General features: G+C 70.9%; 17 protein-coding genes and 1 pseudogene. 6 read left to right on the plus strand and 12 right to left on the minus strand.

Annotated elements, in window-relative coordinates; all coding sequences use genetic code 11:
• Positions 1 to 160: 160 nt before the first annotated feature.
• Positions 161 to 784: a nucleotidyltransferase domain-containing protein gene (locus ACFW3L_RS14595; protein WP_378740369.1), complete on the minus strand. Its 624-nt coding sequence runs from the start codon at positions 782 to 784 to the stop codon at positions 161 to 163.
• On the minus strand, positions 781 to 1620 hold the full coding sequence (locus ACFW3L_RS14600; RefSeq protein ID WP_378740371.1) for a TetR/AcrR family transcriptional regulator: 840 nt from the start codon (positions 1618 to 1620) through the stop codon (positions 781 to 783). Before ACFW3L_RS14600 ends, ACFW3L_RS14595 begins: the two co-directional genes overlap by 4 nt.
• An 82-nt stretch (positions 1621 to 1702) precedes the next feature.
• On the opposite strand from ACFW3L_RS14600, the gene ACFW3L_RS14605 reads away from it, so the two are divergent.
• Positions 1703 to 3982 carry an ATP-binding cassette domain-containing protein gene (locus ACFW3L_RS14605; RefSeq protein WP_378740374.1) on the plus strand — a complete coding sequence of 760 codons (2280 nt, stop codon included), beginning with the start codon at positions 1703 to 1705 and terminating at the stop codon, positions 3980 to 3982.
• An 82-nt stretch (positions 3983 to 4064) separates the two neighbouring features.
• Here the strand turns inward: ACFW3L_RS14605 and ACFW3L_RS14610 are convergent, their stop codons facing one another.
• From ACFW3L_RS14610 to ACFW3L_RS14620, 3 genes and pseudogenes are all read right to left on the minus strand, one after another.
• Entirely contained in the window at positions 4065 to 5561 is a 1497-nt protein-coding gene (locus ACFW3L_RS14610) for an NCS1 family nucleobase:cation symporter-1 (protein ID WP_378740493.1), read from the minus strand.
• A gap of 321 nt (positions 5562 to 5882) precedes the next feature.
• A pseudogene (locus ACFW3L_RS14615) lies at positions 5883 to 7082 on the minus strand (NCS1 family transporter); the annotation flags it as partial.
• Positions 7083 to 7106: 24 nt separating this feature from the next.
• A complete protein-coding gene (locus tag ACFW3L_RS14620; protein ID WP_378740377.1) occupies positions 7107 to 7853 on the minus strand; it encodes an aspartate/glutamate racemase family protein in 747 nt (248 codons plus the stop codon).
• Positions 7854 to 7964: 111 nt separating this feature from the next.
• Here ACFW3L_RS14620 and ACFW3L_RS14625 point away from each other — a divergent pair, with 111 nt between their 5' ends.
• The gene (locus tag ACFW3L_RS14625; protein WP_378740380.1) at positions 7965 to 8627 is read left to right on the plus strand and encodes a helix-turn-helix domain-containing protein; all 663 of its coding nucleotides are present in this window, start codon (positions 7965 to 7967) and stop codon (positions 8625 to 8627) included.
• A 37-nt stretch (positions 8628 to 8664) separates the two neighbouring features.
• Here ACFW3L_RS14625 and ACFW3L_RS14630 read toward each other — a convergent pair whose 3' ends face one another.
• Positions 8665 to 9036 (minus strand): winged helix-turn-helix transcriptional regulator, encoded by a 372-nt coding sequence (locus tag ACFW3L_RS14630; protein ID WP_378740382.1) that lies wholly within the window; start codon positions 9034 to 9036, stop codon positions 8665 to 8667.
• A gap of 81 nt (positions 9037 to 9117) precedes the next feature.
• Here ACFW3L_RS14630 and ACFW3L_RS14635 point away from each other — a divergent pair, with 81 nt between their 5' ends.
• A complete protein-coding gene (locus ACFW3L_RS14635; RefSeq protein ID WP_378740384.1) occupies positions 9118 to 9528 on the plus strand; it encodes a RidA family protein in 411 nt (136 codons plus the stop codon).
• Between the two features lie 52 nt (positions 9529 to 9580).
• Here the strand turns inward: ACFW3L_RS14635 and ACFW3L_RS14640 are convergent, their stop codons facing one another.
• Together ACFW3L_RS14640 and ACFW3L_RS14645 are read right to left on the minus strand one after the other, a co-directional pair.
• On the minus strand, positions 9581 to 9820 hold the full coding sequence (locus tag ACFW3L_RS14640; RefSeq protein ID WP_378740386.1) for a hypothetical protein: 240 nt from the start codon (positions 9818 to 9820) through the stop codon (positions 9581 to 9583).
• A 16-nt stretch (positions 9821 to 9836) separates the two neighbouring features.
• Positions 9837 to 10889 carry a hypothetical protein gene (locus ACFW3L_RS14645; RefSeq protein WP_378740388.1) on the minus strand — a complete coding sequence of 351 codons (1053 nt, stop codon included), beginning with the start codon at positions 10887 to 10889 and terminating at the stop codon, positions 9837 to 9839.
• A gap of 276 nt (positions 10890 to 11165) precedes the next feature.
• Here ACFW3L_RS14645 and ACFW3L_RS14650 point away from each other — a divergent pair, with 276 nt between their 5' ends.
• Complete coding sequence (locus ACFW3L_RS14650; RefSeq protein WP_378740390.1) at positions 11166 to 11708, plus strand: NUDIX hydrolase; 543 nt, start codon at positions 11166 to 11168, stop codon at positions 11706 to 11708.
• Positions 11709 to 11872: 164 nt separating this feature from the next.
• Here the strand turns inward: ACFW3L_RS14650 and ACFW3L_RS14655 are convergent, their stop codons facing one another.
• From ACFW3L_RS14655 to ACFW3L_RS14670, 4 genes are all read right to left on the minus strand, one after another.
• On the minus strand, positions 11873 to 12478 hold the full coding sequence (locus ACFW3L_RS14655) for a class I SAM-dependent methyltransferase (RefSeq protein WP_378740392.1): 606 nt from the start codon (positions 12476 to 12478) through the stop codon (positions 11873 to 11875).
• Positions 12479 to 12587: 109 nt separating this feature from the next.
• Positions 12588 to 13247, minus strand: coding sequence for a class I SAM-dependent methyltransferase (locus ACFW3L_RS14660; RefSeq protein ID WP_378740395.1), 660 nt, complete (start codon positions 13245 to 13247; stop codon positions 12588 to 12590).
• A gap of 22 nt (positions 13248 to 13269) precedes the next feature.
• The gene (crcB, locus tag ACFW3L_RS14665) at positions 13270 to 13632 is read right to left on the minus strand and encodes a fluoride efflux transporter CrcB (RefSeq protein WP_378740397.1); all 363 of its coding nucleotides are present in this window, start codon (positions 13630 to 13632) and stop codon (positions 13270 to 13272) included.
• Positions 13629 to 14054, minus strand: a complete 426-nt coding sequence (locus ACFW3L_RS14670; RefSeq protein ID WP_378740399.1) for a fluoride efflux transporter FluC — start codon at positions 14052 to 14054, stop codon at positions 13629 to 13631. The genes crcB and ACFW3L_RS14670 overlap by 4 nt, the downstream gene beginning before the upstream one ends.
• Positions 14055 to 14188: 134 nt before the next feature.
• Between ACFW3L_RS14670 and ACFW3L_RS14675 the strand changes: the two genes are divergently transcribed.
• Positions 14189 to 14809 (plus strand): TetR/AcrR family transcriptional regulator, encoded by a 621-nt coding sequence (locus tag ACFW3L_RS14675; protein ID WP_378740402.1) that lies wholly within the window; start codon positions 14189 to 14191, stop codon positions 14807 to 14809.
• A 40-nt stretch (positions 14810 to 14849) separates the two neighbouring features.
• A complete protein-coding gene (locus ACFW3L_RS14680) occupies positions 14850 to 16019 on the plus strand; it encodes an acyltransferase family protein (protein WP_378740404.1) in 1170 nt (389 codons plus the stop codon).
• Positions 16020 to 16061: the final 42 nt, after the last annotated feature.

Consider the following 16061-nt stretch of genomic DNA (forward strand, 5'->3'; position numbering starts at 1 on the left):
GGGGCGAGGCGGGGCGGGATACTGGAGGCCGAGCGACCCCACGAGGAGGCGTCCGTGTTCTTCTTCTACAGCAGCCGCCTGGGCTGTGTGACCTCCCTGCTGCTCTCGGCCGGACTGACCCTGCTGGTGCTCTACCTGCTCGGCTGGATCTAGGGCTCCCTCACGGGCTCTCCCGGCCCAGGCGCGGCAGCCACGGATGGCGGGCCCCGTGGGCCCGTGCCAACGCCCGGGCCAACCACCGGCGCTGGTCGGTGTCGAGGACGGGCAGTACGGCGGTGAGGTCCCGCTCGTCCTTGGGTCGCGTGCCCCTGGCCTTGTACAGGAGCTGGACCTCCGGGGTCAGGTAGGGCAGCCCTTCCCCGGTACGCCGTCCCAACCTGGACAGGGGGAGGGTGATCCGCGCGTCCCGGCGGTAGGTCCAGCGCTCGCCCACGGCGTCGTCGAGCATGAACTGGAGCCGCCAGGGCGCGGCGGGGCCGGGGCGGCACCACAGGTCGTGGACGGCCTCGGGCAGGGTCTCGCCCGCGTGCCAGGGGCGGAGCGTGCCGGGTGGGTCCGCCGCCCACCACTCCCAGTCGGGGAGCGCCTCCCGGACGGTGTGCTGGTCACGGCGGAGCAGCAGCACGTCGGTGTCGGCGTGTTCCCGGAACCGGTGGCCCACGGCGAACGCGACGGCGTGCCCGCCCGCGATCCACCACCGCGCCCCGACCCCGGAGAACAGCGTGGCGACCGCTTCGGGCGGCAACGGGTCCCAGGGGGCGGCGGGGTCGGCGGCGGAGCTCACGCCGGAGTGTCCGAGGCGGCGGCGATGCGGCCGCCCACGCCGTCCAGCAGGGCGTCCAGGCCGAACTGGAAGGACTCCCACGCCTCCTGCTCGAGGTACGGCGCGGTGGAATCGGCGTTGTCGAAGGCCCCCTGCTCCGTCATCAGGGTCAGGGTGGGGAAGCGCTCGGAGAAGTCGTCGACGATCTCCTCCAGCTGCGCGGAGCGCGCGAACCACCACTGGTCCTCCGGCTGTCCGGTGACGGCCTCGGCCTGGCGGGCCTCGGCGGCGGTGCGGACCATGCCCCGGACCAGGTTGACGATGCTGTTGTAGGCGCCGCCGACCGCCTTGGCGGGGAGTCCGGCGCCGTACAGCACCGTGGCCAGGGACTCGAAGAGCCGGTACTCGTGGGGGCCCAGCACCGGGCGGGCCGCGGAGATATCCAGGGTCCAGGGGTGGCGCAGGTAGAAGCGCCACAACTGGCCGGACCAGGCCAGGACCTCCTCGCGCCACTCCGTTCTGTCGGTGCCCGCGCCTAGGCTCGCGGGACCGGTGGTCTCCTCCCACTCGCGGACGAGCTCGGCGAAGGAGTGGTCGTACATCAGGTCGACGAGTTCGTTCTTGCTGGCCACGTAGGTGTAGAGGGACATGGCGGTGCGGCCCAGGCGTTCGCCCACGGCACGCATGGACAGGGCCTGCAGACCCTCGGCGTCAGCGACCGCGATGGCGGTCTCCACCACCAGGTCCACGCTGAGCTGGGCGCGGGGGCCGGGCCCGGTGCGCTCGGGCGGTTCGTGGTCGCGCCACAGCAGCTGCATGGAGCGACGGGGGTCACCCTGCCCGGCGTAGACAACCACTTGCATCTCCTTATGGAATAAACTAACGTTCGCTGGCTGTTAGTTTACCGCATAAGGCTTTCCGAGGACCCTGAGGAGCAGCTTGTCTTCCGAACCCACCACCCTGGCGGACACCCACGACACCATCCAGGTCCGAGGGGCCAGGGAGAACAACCTCGACAACGTCTCCGTCGACATCCCCAAGCGGAGGCTGAGCGTGTTCACCGGGCTCTCCGGCTCGGGGAAGTCCTCGCTCGTCTTCGGGACCATCGCCGCCGAGTCCCAGCGGTTGATCAACGAGACCTACACCGCCTTCCTCCAGTCCTTCATGCCGAGCGTGGGCCGCCCCGACGTCGACGCGCTGCGCAACCTCAGCGCCGCGATCATCGTGGACCAGGAGCGCATGGGCGCCAACGCGCGCTCCACGGTGGGCACCGCCACGGACGCCCACGCCATGCTGCGCATCGTGTTCAGCCGGGTGGGCACCCCCCGCCTGGAGCCGGCGAGCGCGTTCAGCTTCAACAACTCCGAGGGTATGTGCCCCGAGTGCGAGGGGCTGGGCCGCACCAACCAGATCGACGTCGAGGAGCTCTACGACCGGAACCTCTCCCTGAACGAGGGCGCCATCACCGTCCCCGGGTTCGCCGTGGACAGCTGGTACTGGCAGATCTTCACCACCTCGGGGCTGCTGGACCCGGACCGGAGGCTCCGTGACTACTCCGAGGAGGAGTGGCACAGCCTCCTCCACCAGCCCGTCACCAAGGTGAGGGTCGGCAACAGCAACCTGACCTACGAGGGCCTGGTCCCCAAGATCAAGCGGACCTACCTGGCCAAGGAGCGCGAGAAGATGCAGACCGGCATCCGCGCGTTCGTGGACCGCGCCGTGGTCTTCTCGATCTGCCCCGAGTGCGAGGGGACCCGGCTCAACGCCGCCGCCCGCGAGGTGAAGGTCAACGGGCGCACCATCACCGAGTGCGCGTCCATGCAGATCAGTGACCTGGCGGCGTTCGTGCGAGAGATCGACGACCCCTCGGTGAAGCCGCTCGCGGACACCCTCGGACACACCCTGGACTCGCTGGTGGAGGTCGGCCTCGGGTACCTGAGCCTGGACCGGGAGTCGGGCACCCTGTCCGGCGGGGAGGCCCAGCGGGTCAAGATGGTCCGCCACCTGGGCTCCAGCCTCAGCGACATCACCTACGTCTTCGACGAGCCCACCGTGGGCCTGCACCCGCACGACATCGAGCGGATGAACACCCTCCTGCTCGGCCTGCGCGACAAGGGGAACACCGTGCTGGTGGTCGAGCACAAGCCCGAGACCATCGCCATCGCGGACCACGTGGTGGACCTGGGTCCGGGCGCCGGTCCCACCGGCGGCACCGTCACCTACAGCGGTGACGTGGCCGGTCTGCGCGCCTCCGGCACGCTCACCGGGCGCCACCTGGACCACAGGGCGCGGCTGCGGGAGGAGGTGCGGACCCCCAACGGGACCATCCCCATCCGGGGGGCCAGCACCCACAACCTGCGGGACGTGTCCGTGGACGTGCCGCTGGGCGTGCTGACCGTGGTCACCGGGGTGGCGGGCTCGGGCAAGAGCTCGCTGATCCACGGAGCGCTGCCCGGTCTCGAGGGCGTGGTGGTCGTGGACCAGTCCGCGATCCGCGGGTCGCGCCGCTCCAACCCGGCCACCTACACCGGCCTGCTCGACCCCATCCGCACCGCCTTCGCCCGCGCCAACAAGGTGAAGCCGTCCCTGTTCAGCGCGAACTCCGAGGGCGCATGCCCGGAGTGCAAGGGCGCCGGGGTGATCTACACCGACCTGGCCATGATGGCCGGGGTGGCCACCACCTGCGAGAAGTGCGAGGGGCGCCGGTTCAGGGCCGAGGTCCTCGAACACAAGCTGCGCGGGAGGGACATCAGCCAGGTGCTGGCCATGTCCGTGGTCGAGGCGCGCGAGTTCTTCTCCTCAGGCAACGCCCGCGTCATCCTGGACCGGATGTACGACGTCGGCCTCGGGTACCTGGGCCTGGGGCAGCCGCTCACGACGCTGTCCGGCGGGGAGCGCCAGCGGCTGAAGCTGGCGATCTCCATGGCCAGGAACGGTGCCGTGTACGTTCTGGACGAGCCGACCACCGGGCTGCACCTGGCCGACGTGGACCGGCTGCTGGCGCTCATGGACCGTCTGGTGGACGCCGGCAACACGGTGGTGGTGATCGAGCACCACCAGGCGGTGATGGCCCACGCCGACCACGTGATCGACCTCGGTCCGGGGGCCGGTCACGACGGCGGCCGGGTGGTCTTCGAGGGCACCCCGGCCGAGCTGGTCGAGACGGGGGATACCCTCACCGCCCGTCACCTGCGCGCCTACCTGGGCCGCGAAAGATAGCCGACGCCGGACACGGGTCGGGCCCACCACCGGAGCACCTCCGGTGGTGGGCCCGACCCGTGTGGGGTCCCGACGCCGTGGCTCAGGACGCCGCCGGGTCACCCCTGCGGGCACGGGCGATCACGTAGTGCAGGGTGCCGCCCAGCAGGGCGCCGAAGATCCACACGAACCCGGACCAGGACGCGAGGGCGGGCAGCCACACCGCCGTCACCGAGAACACCGAGGCCAGGCAGAAGGCGGACAGGGCACGCAGGTTCCAGCCCCGGGTGAAGTAGTACTCCGCACCGGGGTCGGCCGAGTACAGGGCCGCGAGGTTCAGGCGCTGGCGCCGCAGCAGGTAGTGGTCGGCGACGATGATGCCGTACAGCGGGGCCAGGACGGCGCCGAGGGTGTCCACGAACGACGCGATACCGATGTTGTCGATGTAGGCCACCCACAGGGCTCCCACCACGAAGCCCACCGAGGCCGTGATGAGGCCTCCCGTGCGGGCACTGATGACCGAGGGCGCCAGGTTGGCGAGGCCGTACGCGGGCGGGATGAAGTTGGCGACCAGGTTGATGCCCACGGTGGCGACGAAGAAGGTCAGCGCCGCCACCACGGTCAGCCAGATGTTGTCCACGCGGGCGACGATGTCGGCCGGGTTGGTGAGCGCCTCCCCGTACAGCACCGAGCTTCCGGCGGTGATGACCAGGGTGAGGAAGGAGAACAGGGCCAGACTGACCGGCAGCCCCCACAGGTTGCCGCGCCGCATGGCGCGCTCGGAGCGGGCGAACCGGGCGAAGTCCCCGTAGTTGACGACCACCGCCGCGAAGTAGGCGACCATCGTGCCCACCACGGCCGAGAAGGCCGCGATCGTGCCCCCCGGGTAGTCACCGTCCCCGGCGAACACGGTACCGAGCTCGGACAGCAGGTCGCCCCCGGCCATCGCCCACAACGCGATCATCATGGCGATCATGACCGCGTACACCGCTGGTCCGGCCCAGTTCAGGAACACGCCGATCGACCTGATGCCACGGCTGAACAGCGCCAGCTGGACCACGGCCACGATCACGTAGGAGATCCAGCCCACGGCGGACAGACCGAGGAAGGTGCCCTCGGGGCCCGGGCCGAACAGGGCCGTGATGAGCAGGGCCATCGCCGTGGAGGCGAAGTAGGTCTGGGCCCCGTACCAGAACATGGCGGTGATGCCCCGGATGAGCGTGGGGAACTGGGTGCCGTGCACACCCATGCTGGCGCGGGCCATGACGGCGTAGGGGATGCCGTAGCGCACGCTCGGGCGGCCGACGAGGTCACAGAGGAACATGACGATGAGTCCGGCCAGGATGATCCCGGCGAACACCGCCCAGCCGTTCAGGCCGTAGGAGATGAAGAGCGTGGCGGCCAGCGTGTAGCCGAACAGGCTCTGGATGTCGTTGGTCCAGACGTTGAAGATCTCGAAACCGCCCCAGCCGCGCCGGCTCCGGGGCACGGGTGCGAGGTCGTCGTTGTGCAGCGAGGGGTCGGGGGAGTGGAGGGTGAGGTCGGTGCCGTCGGGGCCGACCGCGGAGTCGGCGGGCGAGGGGGACGCGGTGTCGCTCATGGGGATCCTCAAGGGGGTGGGGGCCGGGCGGGTCAGATGTCGGCGCGGCGGCCCCTCTCCGGCAGTTCCTCCATGGCCAGACGGCGGAAGGTGCCCGTGTCGGCGTCGTGGACCCAGCTGCGTCCCACACTGGTGGCCAGGTAGGCGTCGCTCGGGTCGTCGATCTCCGCCTGCGGATGGCGGCGCAGGATCCAGCCGCGCATCAGGACCAGGTAGAGCACGAAGGCGGATGACGTAGGCGTAGTCGGGCTGCCACAGGGACACACCCGAGGCCCCGAACCAGGCGATGAGCGCGGCCGGGTTGAGCCCCCTCGCGTACCGGTACTGGCCGTGGGGGTCGTACAGGGCGGGCACGTTGAGACGACGGCGGCGCAGCAGGTAGTAGTCGCAGATCATGATCCCGGCGATGGCCGCGATGAAGCCGCCGTAGTAGCTCAGGAAGGTGAACAGGTTGTCCAGCAGCAGCCAGGGCATGACGGCGGTGCCGACCACCCCGGCCAGCACCACGCCCGAGCGGTAGGACAGGTGGGGCGCGGCGGCGTTGACGAAGTTGAGCGCCGCGGGCACGACGTTGGCCGCCGTGTTGGTGGACCACTGGGCCAGGACGATCATCAGCAGCAGGACGCCGAGTACGAGGCCCGTGCTCTGCCCCTGGATGACGTCGACGGGGTTCCACTCCCCGGTGTTGATGAAGGAGACCGCGCCGATGAAGGAGATCCAGGCCTGCATCATCGGCAGGGCCACGAAGTGGGCGGTGAGGACCGCCCGGTTACGGCGCAGGAAGCGGCGTTCACCGGGGGCGGTGCGCACGAAGCGGGTGATGCTCGGGATGTCCACGGCCAGCGGCGCCCACACGACCATGTTGATCAGGAAGAACGCCACCAGCGACAGGTCCCCGCCGGAGGCGAAGGTCCAGATGTTGGTGCCCTCCAGGTCGGCCACACCGTCCAGCGTGTAGTACATCCAGATCGAGATGGCCAGGATGCACGGGGCGGCGACGGAGGCCAGGCGTTCGACCGCCTTGATGCCGAGGGCGACGTTGGCGATCTGCACGGCCAGGAACAGGGCGTACCAGAGCGGCCAGGAGGAGAACCCGGTCCAGTACTCCACGAGGCCGTTGATGGCCAGGGCCCCGATGTAGGTCTGGATGCCGAACCAGCAGGCGGCCACCACCCCGCGCGAGACCGAGGGGATGTGGGTGCCGATGGTGCCGAAGGGAGCGCGCAGGAACACCGCGAAGGACAGGCCGTGCTCGGTGCCGATGTCGGCGGTGAGGGTCATGATGACGGCCAGCGCCATGGTGGCGGTGAGCACCACCACCATGACCATGGGCAGGGAGAGCCCGCCCTCGACGCCGTTGGCGCCGTACTGGAAGGTGACGATGACGATGGCCAGGGCCACCCACATCCAGACGAAGCCCAACAGCGAGATGGGGCGCTGGTTGAGCCAGGTGGGCAGGATCGACTCTTCGAGCAGGTGGTTGTTGGGCGGGACGCTCTGACGGGGGGTGGAGGTGTCCATGGGCCTGTGCTCCTCCGGAGGGGGTCAGGGGTGGTGGGGAGTTTCCAGTGCGGGACTCAGCGGCCAGTGGGTGACGCTCTTGGGGCGGGGCGCGGCGAAGGTGCGGACCCGGCTGGTGGTGAGGCCGAGGCCCACCAGGGACTCGGCCAGGGCGACCGCGCTGGTGAGGCCGTCCACGACCGGCGCTCCCGCGGTGTCCTCGGGGGTGAGTTCCATTCCGGCCATGCCGCCGCAGCCGAGGACGATCACCTCGGCTCCGTCCCGTTCGACGGCGGCCCGGGCCTGGTGGGCCACGGCACGCGCGGCGGCGGTGGGGTCGCTCTCCAGTTCGAGGACACCGAGGCCGCTGGCGCGCACCGAGGCGCAGCGGGTGTGGAGTCCGGCCAGGGTGAGGCGGTCCCGGATCATGGGGACGGTCCGGTCCAGGCTGGTGACCACGGAGTACCGGTGGCCGAGCAGACAGGCGGTGTGGGCCGCGGCCTCGGTGATGTCGATGACCGGGGTGGGGCAGAGCTCCTGCAGGCCCTCCTTGCCGTGGTCGCCGAAGCCCGCCTGGATGACGGCGTCGTAGGGGCGTTCGTAGGTCATGACGCGGTCCATGACGGCCACGGCCGCCAGGTGACTCTCGAAGTTGCCCTCCACCGACTCGGGGCCGAAGCGCGGGGTGAGCCCCTCGACCTCCGTACCGGGCCGGGCGACGGCGCGGGCCTGTTCGGCCAGGGCACGGGTGATGGCCGTCGAGGTGTTGACGTTGACGATCAGGAGGCGCATGCGGTCCCTTCGCGAGCCGTGCGGGGGGTGACCCCGCCCACGATTGAAGCTATTACTTCAGTATCGTTAAAGCCATGACTTCACAAGACCGGCATCTATACTTAACGCGCCATGGCTGACTTCACCCAGAACCCCGCGCCCCCACGGTTCGACGAGCGCAGGATCGGTGAGCGCATCCGCGAACTGCGCACCGCGCGCGGCCTGTCCCTGCGTGAGCTGTCCGGGCGACTGGAGATCAGCGCGAGCGCGCTCTCCCAGATCGAACGCGGCAGGATGCGCCCCTCGGTGACCCGGCTGTACCAGATCATGGGCGAGCTGAACGTGCCCATGGCCGCCGTGTTCGGCCCCGAGGAGAGCGCCCCGGCGGCGCCCGACGCCTACACGACCCCCATGGGGGAGGCGCCCGGTCCGCGCTGGGAGCCCGGGGACACCGCCGTGGGCCGCGTCGCGGTGACCCGACGGGACGAGGCGGCCACCCTGGAACTCGGCCACGGGGTGCGCTACCGCCGCCTGACCCCGGGGCCGGTCCCGGGGATGAACTACTTCGAGTCCGTGTACCCGCCCGGCTCCTACTCCAGCCAGAACGCCGAGTACGTGCGGCACCGGGGACACGAGATCGGCAACGTCGTGAGCGGGGTGCTCACCGTGGACGTCGGGTTCGACACCTACGAGCTCCGGCCCGGCGACTCGATCACGTACCCCTCCACCACCCCGCACCGGATCTCCAACCAGGGCGACAGCGACGCTGTCGCCGTCTGGCTCAACCTGGACTGACGGGCGCTCGCACGAGGGTCGGCGCCACCCGGAGTGCTCAGGGCAGTTCGTCGAACCTCGCCCGGGCGCGCTCGACGTCCGGCATGGTCTCGGTGGTCCAGCGCAGGAGCGCGTCGACGAGGTCCTGGAGGGTCCTGCCGAGGGAGGAGATGCGGTACTCCACGGCCAGCGGCCGGGTGCTCACGACGACCCGGTCGACCATCCCGTTGCGCTCCAGGCGGCGCAGGGTGGCGGTGAGGGACTTCTGGGTGATGACGGGGATCGCGCGGCGCAGGCCGTTGAAGCGCAGGGGCTGCTCGCAGAGGCAGTCCAGCACCTGGAGCGACCACTTGTCGAGCGTCTGGTCGAGGAGCTCGCGGTGTTCGGCGGTGATCTGGGGGACGGGCTGGGCGGGCGTGGTTTCCGGCATGATACCTGGTCTCGTTGAAGTTCCCTTTGGGCACCTAGTAGACATGGGATACCTGCCAAACGCCAACCGGAGGAACCTTCCATGACCGTGCAGCTGCTCTCCCCCGAAGGCCTGTTCCAGCCCGTTCCCTACCACCACGTCGCGGTCGGCACCGGCAGCCGCCACGTGGTGGTGTCCGGCCAGATCGCCCGTGACGGCGACGCCAACCACCTGGCCACCGGCGATCTCACGGGTCAGGTCGAGATCGTCCTTCGCCACACCGCCCGCGCGCTCGCCGGGGCGGGGGCGACCTTCTCCGACGTCGTGCGCCTGCGTTTCTACGCCGTCGACTGGAAGCCGGAGAAGGCCGAGGCCTTCATGAAGGGCATCGAGAACGTCACCGAGGAACTGGGGCTTCCGACCCCGCTTCCGCCCACGTCGCTGATCGGTGTGAACTACCTCTGGGAGCCCGACGTCCTCGTCGAGCTGGAGGCCGACGCCATCCTGGACTGACCCGTGGGTGGCCCCGCCGCACCGAGCGGGGCCACCCCGTCGGAGTCGCGGCTCAGTCCTCCTCGGGCCGCACCCGGCTGGCGAGCCGGTAGTCGACACGAACGTCCTCGTAGACCTTCCCGGGCTCGACGGGCCGGGGAACGCCCGATCGGTCACTGCCCGCCGTACCCTCCGACCGGGGGCTCGCCCGGTGGCGGGACTCGACGTCCGGCACCTCGTGGAACGTCAGCTCGCTCGCGGTGACGGACGCGCCGATCTCCACGTCGTACTCGGGTTCCCTCCGGCTGCCCATGGTGATCACCTCCGATTCACCGATCGGCCTCGCCACCGGAACGCCTCACCGTGTCACCGGCCCATTTCGCGGCGCTGCCCAACACGTTCGCGGCCGTCCTGGCGGCTTCCCCCGCGCTCTTCGCGGCGGCCTCCGCTCTCTTCGCCGCCGCCTCCACGGACCTCACCGCATCGTCGGGGACCGAGCCGGTGTCCTCCGCCGGGTCGTCGTGCGTGTCGTCGGACCCTCGGGCCTCGTCGGGCGCCTCGTCCTCGATGTCCGGGTCGGGCTCCTCCGACGCCCCATCGTCGGACCCGTCGTCATCGCCGGATTCGTCATCCTGTGCGACGTCCCCGACCGTGCTCGCGGCGTCGGAACCCGCGTCCCGGGCGGTGTCTCCCGCGACCTGGCTCACGTCCTCGACCGTGCTTCCAGCGCCCGAACCGACGTCCTTGACGGCACCACCGGCCCCAGAACCGACATCTTCGACCGCGCTTCCAGCGCCAGAACCGACATCCTGGACCGTCCTCGCGGCCCCGGAGCCAACGTCCCTGACGGCGCTTCCAGCGCCGGAGCCGACGTCCTCGACCGCGCCACCGGCACCCTCGCCCAGGGCTCCGACGGCCCGGCCCGCGCCGCCGCCCACCTCATCGAGGGTGGACTCCACGCCGCGCGCCACGTGTTCCAGCACCTCCGGGTTCGTGTCGACGGTGTGCAGGACCCGGGCGATGATCTCCCGAACGTTGTCGAGCCTGACCTTGAGCAGGGCCTCGGCCTCGACACCCTTGATGTTCAGGTGGACGCGGCCGAGTCCGACGTCGGCTCCCACCTTCAGCTTGAGGAGGTCCAGCACCTCGGCCTGGAGCGAGACGGAGGCGACCAGGTTGTCGACCTCGAGGTCGATCTCGTCGACCCGCAGATTCGGGACCTCGAGAAGGACGTCCGTGTCGCTGCCCGCCACCGGGCTGCCGTCCGGTTCTCGGCGCGGCTCCGGAACGGCCTCCGCGCCCACACCCTCCGGTTCCAGTTCCTTCGAGGCACTCGCCGCGTCCTCGTACGTGCTCGCTCCGGTCTTTGGAGTGTCTTCCACCTTTCCCACAACCTTCCACGTGGCTGGGCACACCCAGCGTTATCAGCGCCCTTCCAGGGGGTGTCATCGCACGGTCGGCCTCGGTCGCGGACTCCTGCCCGGAGTGTTCCGCCGGTCACCGTTGTGGGGTCGATGAGAGCGTGTCCGCCCCATGTACCCGACGCGCGCTCCGGGAAACTGTTCCCCCTGCTCAGAGGTGGTTTTCCTGGTGGATCGGGAGCGGGAGGACACCACGGCTCTCGGGCCGCACCGGGTCGCCGCGCGATACTGGGCCGCATGACGACTTCATCCGGTTCCCCACCCGTGCCGTTCACCCGGATCAAGATCCGTGTGGGGGCGCTGGTGTTCTGCGGCGACGAGGTGGCGCTCATCCGGCGCGACCGGCCCGGGTCGGTCCACTACACGCCACCCGGCGGCAACGTCGAGCCGGGCGAGGACCTGGACGTCGCACTCCGGCGCGAACTGGCCGAGGAGCTGGACCTGCGACCGCACCAGTCCACCCCGCCGCAGCTGCTGTGGGTGGTGGACCAGCGCGTCAGCCGCCCCGGGCCGACGCCGCCACCGCGCAAGCTCCACCTGATCCACCGCCTGCACGTCACGCCCGAGGTGCGCGACGTGTTGGCCGTGGAGGAGTACGACGAGCAGCCCGGAGGAGGGCACGAGATCGGCATCGTGGAGTGGGTCGACTACCGGAGCACCGCCGACCTGCCGATCTTCCCGCTGATCGGCCCGGCTCTCGCGGCGCTCCCGCACCCGCGCGCGGTCGTCGCCGACGCCGCCCTGCCAGCGGTGACCGACGACGACTACGTGTGGGTCTGACCCTCCAGGACCTTCTGGGGCACGTCCCGATCCCCGACGAGCCACGCGGCGATCTCGGTGTGGGACCGGGAGGCTGCGCCCCAGGCGTCCAGCAGCGTGAGCCAGGCGTCGCAGTCGCGGCCGGTGGCCTCGGCGACCCTGGCACCGGAGACCCGGTCACGGGGTCAGCGCCGTGCGCGGTGGGCACGCAGGACGGTGTCGTGGGTGTGGTGCGACCCCGGGGGAGCGGGGGACACCCGGGCCCGGGTCTCGTTGACGGTGACGGTCCAGTCGGCATCCAGGAGCCGGGCCACTTCGGCGGGCTGGTAGTAGTCGGCGGGGGCGTGGCCGTCGTCCAGCCGCTCGGGCAGCGGGGTGATGTCGTGTCCGACGAAGAGGAGGGTGCCGCCCGGGGCGACCGAGGCGAGCAGGGCGCGCAGGGCGGTGTGCTCGGGCTCGCGCGGGAGCGGGAAGTAGTGGACGGTCACCAGGTCGAAGGCGCCGACCGGGGGCGGCGCCGTGGTCAGGTCGCCCTGCTTCCAGGAGACCCGGTCCCGGACGTCGGTGCTCGCGGCGGCCGCGCGGTCGAGGGCGACCCGCGAGATGTCGACTCCGGTGACCAGCCAGCCCGCGCGGGCCAGCCAGAGGGCGTCTCCGCCCTCGCCGCAGCCCACGTCGAGCGCCTGGCCCGGCGGGAGGTCGGCCAGCTCGGTGACGAGGACGCCGTTGGGCTCGCCGCTGAAGAGCCGCGTCCGACCGCCGTACCTGTCGTCCCAGAACTGCGCGTCCATGTTCGTGCTCCTTGGTGATGGGGTGAGGAGAGGTCCGCTGACCCTTCCGCCACCAAGGTGACCCCGGAACGAGGTGGGGGGCAAGAAACTTTGCCGGAACGGCAAACGCTCAGGCGGGGTGGTCGTACACGAGGGTGTGCCGCCAGAAGAGGCGTCGGCGCACACGGGCCCCGGGCAGCTCCCGGGCGGCCACCGCGCGGATCCGGTCGAGGGTCCATTCGGGTTCTCTGGTGGGGGCGCGCATGTGCGGGGGCGGCTCGGTGGCGGCGCCCGGGTGCCTGACCAGGCCCACCAACGGGTTCAGGACGGCGGAGACCAGTCCCGTGAGGTGGTCGGCCGGGTCGCCGTCGCGGTGGCAGCCCACGACCACCAGCCGACCGCCGGGTGCCAGGCTCGCGCGCAGCTCCCGCAGGGTCGCCTCCAGCGGCAGGTGGTGCAGGACCGCCACCAGGGTGACGGCGTCCCAGCGCCGGTCGGGGTCGCGTTCCGCGAAGCCCGCCCGCATGACGGTGATTCCCGGATCGTCCGCGAACCGCCCCCCGGCGAGCGCGGCGGCGGCCGGATCGGGCTCCAGGCCCACGACCTCGTCCACGCGCCGACGCAGCCGGGCCAGCAGGTTTCCGGTGCCGCAGCCCACGTCCAGGACGTCGCGCGCACCGCTGGCCGCGACGCGGCGCACCACCCAGGGTCCCAGGCGGTCGTTGTGGCTCCACGGATGCCGTTGGTTGAGGCGGTCCAGCCAGGTGGTCACCGGCGTCAGGGAAGGCATACCGACACGGTAGTGACGAGCGTCAGCCCAGGAGTGCCCCGGCCACGGTCAGTCCGACCCAGGCGGAGCCCACGCCCAGGCACAGGTGCGCCAGCACGTTCACCAGGGCGCGGCCGCGGGAACCGGTCCGGGAGAGCTGCACCGTCTCGTAGGCGAACGTGGAGTAGGTGGTCAGCGCCCCGCACAGGCCCACACCGAGGAGTGCCGACAGTTCGGGGGACAGGGGGAGCGCCAGCAGCGCGCCCAGGGCCAGGCTGCCGACCACGTTCACCACCAGGGTCCCCCAGGGAAAGCCCTCCCCGAACCGGCGCTTGAGCTCCAGGTCCACGAGGAAGCGGACGGGGGCTCCCACGGCCGCGCCCAGGACGACCATCAGCGCGCTCACGGGTTGCGCCCTCCTCCGTGTGTGAGGAACCGGTGGGCCAGTGACGAGGCCGCCCAGGCCGCGGTGAGCGCCCCCGCCAGGGTGAGGAGGAGGTAGACCAGCGCGACCTGCGGGGCGCCCCGTTCGAGGGCCGTGACCACGTCGGTGGCGTAGGCGGAGAACGTGGTGTAGCCGCCGAGGAACCCCACTCCCCAGAAGGGGCGGACGAGGCGGTTCCCGGGCCAGCGGTGCACGACCAGTTCCATGAGCAGGCCGATCAGCAGGCTGCCGGTGACGTTGACGGCCAGGATCGTCCAGGAGACCCCGGAGGCAGCGGGCGGCCAGAGCACGTCCAGGGCGTGGCGGCTCAGGGCGCCCAGGGCCCCACCGGCGGACACCGTGGCGACCAGGGGCAGCAGCGGCCCCCGTTCGGAAAGGGACATGGGGCCATTCTCCACCCGCCCGCCCCTCTCCGCGCATGGGCCACCGGTGCGTCGCGGGGCCTCAGGGTCCGGGTTCAGGGGGCGTTCAGGGCCATCCCCCATGGATTCCTGGTCCGCTAGATAGGATTCTGGCCATGCAGTCAGAAAACAAGCCAGACGGACAGAAGCGGTCCTTCATCGAGGAGGCCCGCAGGGCGCAGATCATCGAGGCTGCGGTGGGCACCATCGCCGAGGTGGGCTACCCCAGCGCCTCCCTGGCGCGGATCGCACGGGAGGCGGGGATCAGCAAGGGCGTGATCTCCTACCACTTCGACGGCAAGGACGAACTGATGGACCAGGTGGTGACGGGTGTCTACACGGAGATCGCGGAGACCGTCGCCGCCAGGGTCACGGCACAGACCACCGCTGAGGAGATGCTGCGCGCCCACGTGCGAAGCGTCGCCGAGTACGCGCTGGAACACCGTGACCGCATGGCCGCCCTCGCGCAGATCCTCATCCACGCACGCGACGCCCACGGCGCTCCCCGGTTCGGGGGGCGCCAGGCGGAACCGCTCTACCAGGGCCTCGAAGCGTTCTACCGGCTCGGACAGCGGAGCGGGGAGTTCCGCGCCTTCGACGTGCGCGTGATGGCGGTCAGCCAGCAGTCGTCCATCGACGCCATGTTCGAGTACTGGCGCGTCCACCCCGACCACGACCTGCTCACGCACGCCGACGAGCTGGGCGAACTCCTGGTCCGCGCCGCCCGAGCCGACTGACTGCCCCCGAAGCTCGTTCACTCCCGGACACGAGGGCACCATGACACGGCAGTACCCCACCACGACCCCCGCGACCCCGCCCCAGGCCCCACGGGCACGCCTGTTCTTCGTCGACAACCTGCGGGTCTTCCTCACGGTGCTGGTGGTCCTGCACCACGTCGCCGTCACCTACGGCAACATCCCGCTGTGGTTCTACACCGAACCGGCCCAGGACCCCACCGGCGGCCTGTTGGACCTGTTCGTGATCCTCAACCAGACCTTCTTCATGGGCCTGTTCTTCCTGCTGGCGGGGTACTTCGTCCCCGGCGCCGTGGATCGCAGGGGACGGCGGCCGTTCGTCCGCGAACGCCTGGTCCGTCTGGGGGTGCCGCTGTTGTTGTTCCTGGTGCTGTTGCGCCCCCTGGTCATGGCGCCCGCGCACGCGGACCTGCTCGCCGCCGACCCCGACCTGTCGTACTGGATGCTCTACCTGTTCTCGATCGACCCCGGCCCGCTGTGGTTCGTGGAGGTCCTGCTGGTGATGAGCCTGGTCTACGTGGTGGTCCGGGGACCGGGCGAGCGTCGCGCCGCCGGCGCGGACCGGGAGGTCTCCCGCCCGGCCGGTTCCGAGCCGCTGCGCTGGTTCGTCCCGGTCGTCCTCTTCTCCGTGGGTCTGGCGCTGGTCACCTTCGCGTGGCGGTTCGCCTTCCCCGCGCCTTACTGGCCGGTCGTGGGGCTGCCCAGCCCCGGCTACCTGCCCCAGTACGCGGCCCTGTTCACCGTCGGCGTGTTCGCCTACCGGCGCGAGTGGCTCACACGGCTGCCGAACGCGGCCGGGTGGGGAGGTCTGGCGATGGCTGTGCTGGGCCTGGTCTCCCTGGCCGCGACCCTGGCGGTCCTGGGTGTGGACTCCCTGACCCCCGGCAGCTGGCAGGCGCTGGCACAGATCCTGGGGGAGACCCTCTTCGCCATGGGTGTGGTGGTCATGCTGCTGGTGCTCTTCCGAAGGCTGTTCGACCGGAGCAACCGCTTCCTGGCCTTCCTCTCCGACAACGCCTTCGCGGTCTACGTGCTGCACGCCCTGGTCCTGGTCGCGCTCGGGCTGGCGCTGAGCGGCTGGGAGGCGGTCGCCCTCGCGAAGTTCGCCGGGATGGCGGTGCTGGCCGTGCCGCTGTGCTGGGTCGTGGCCGCCGGGGTCCGGGCCCTGCCGGGGGTCCGGCGGGTCCTCTGAAGCGCCGTGTGACGCCAGGCCCCGGGGTTAGGGTCGGACCAG

Origin of the sequence: Nocardiopsis sp. NPDC058789, assembly GCF_042745575.1 — a bacterium.
Taxonomy (GTDB): Bacteria; Actinomycetota; Actinomycetes; order Streptosporangiales; family Streptosporangiaceae; genus Nocardiopsis; species Nocardiopsis eucommiae.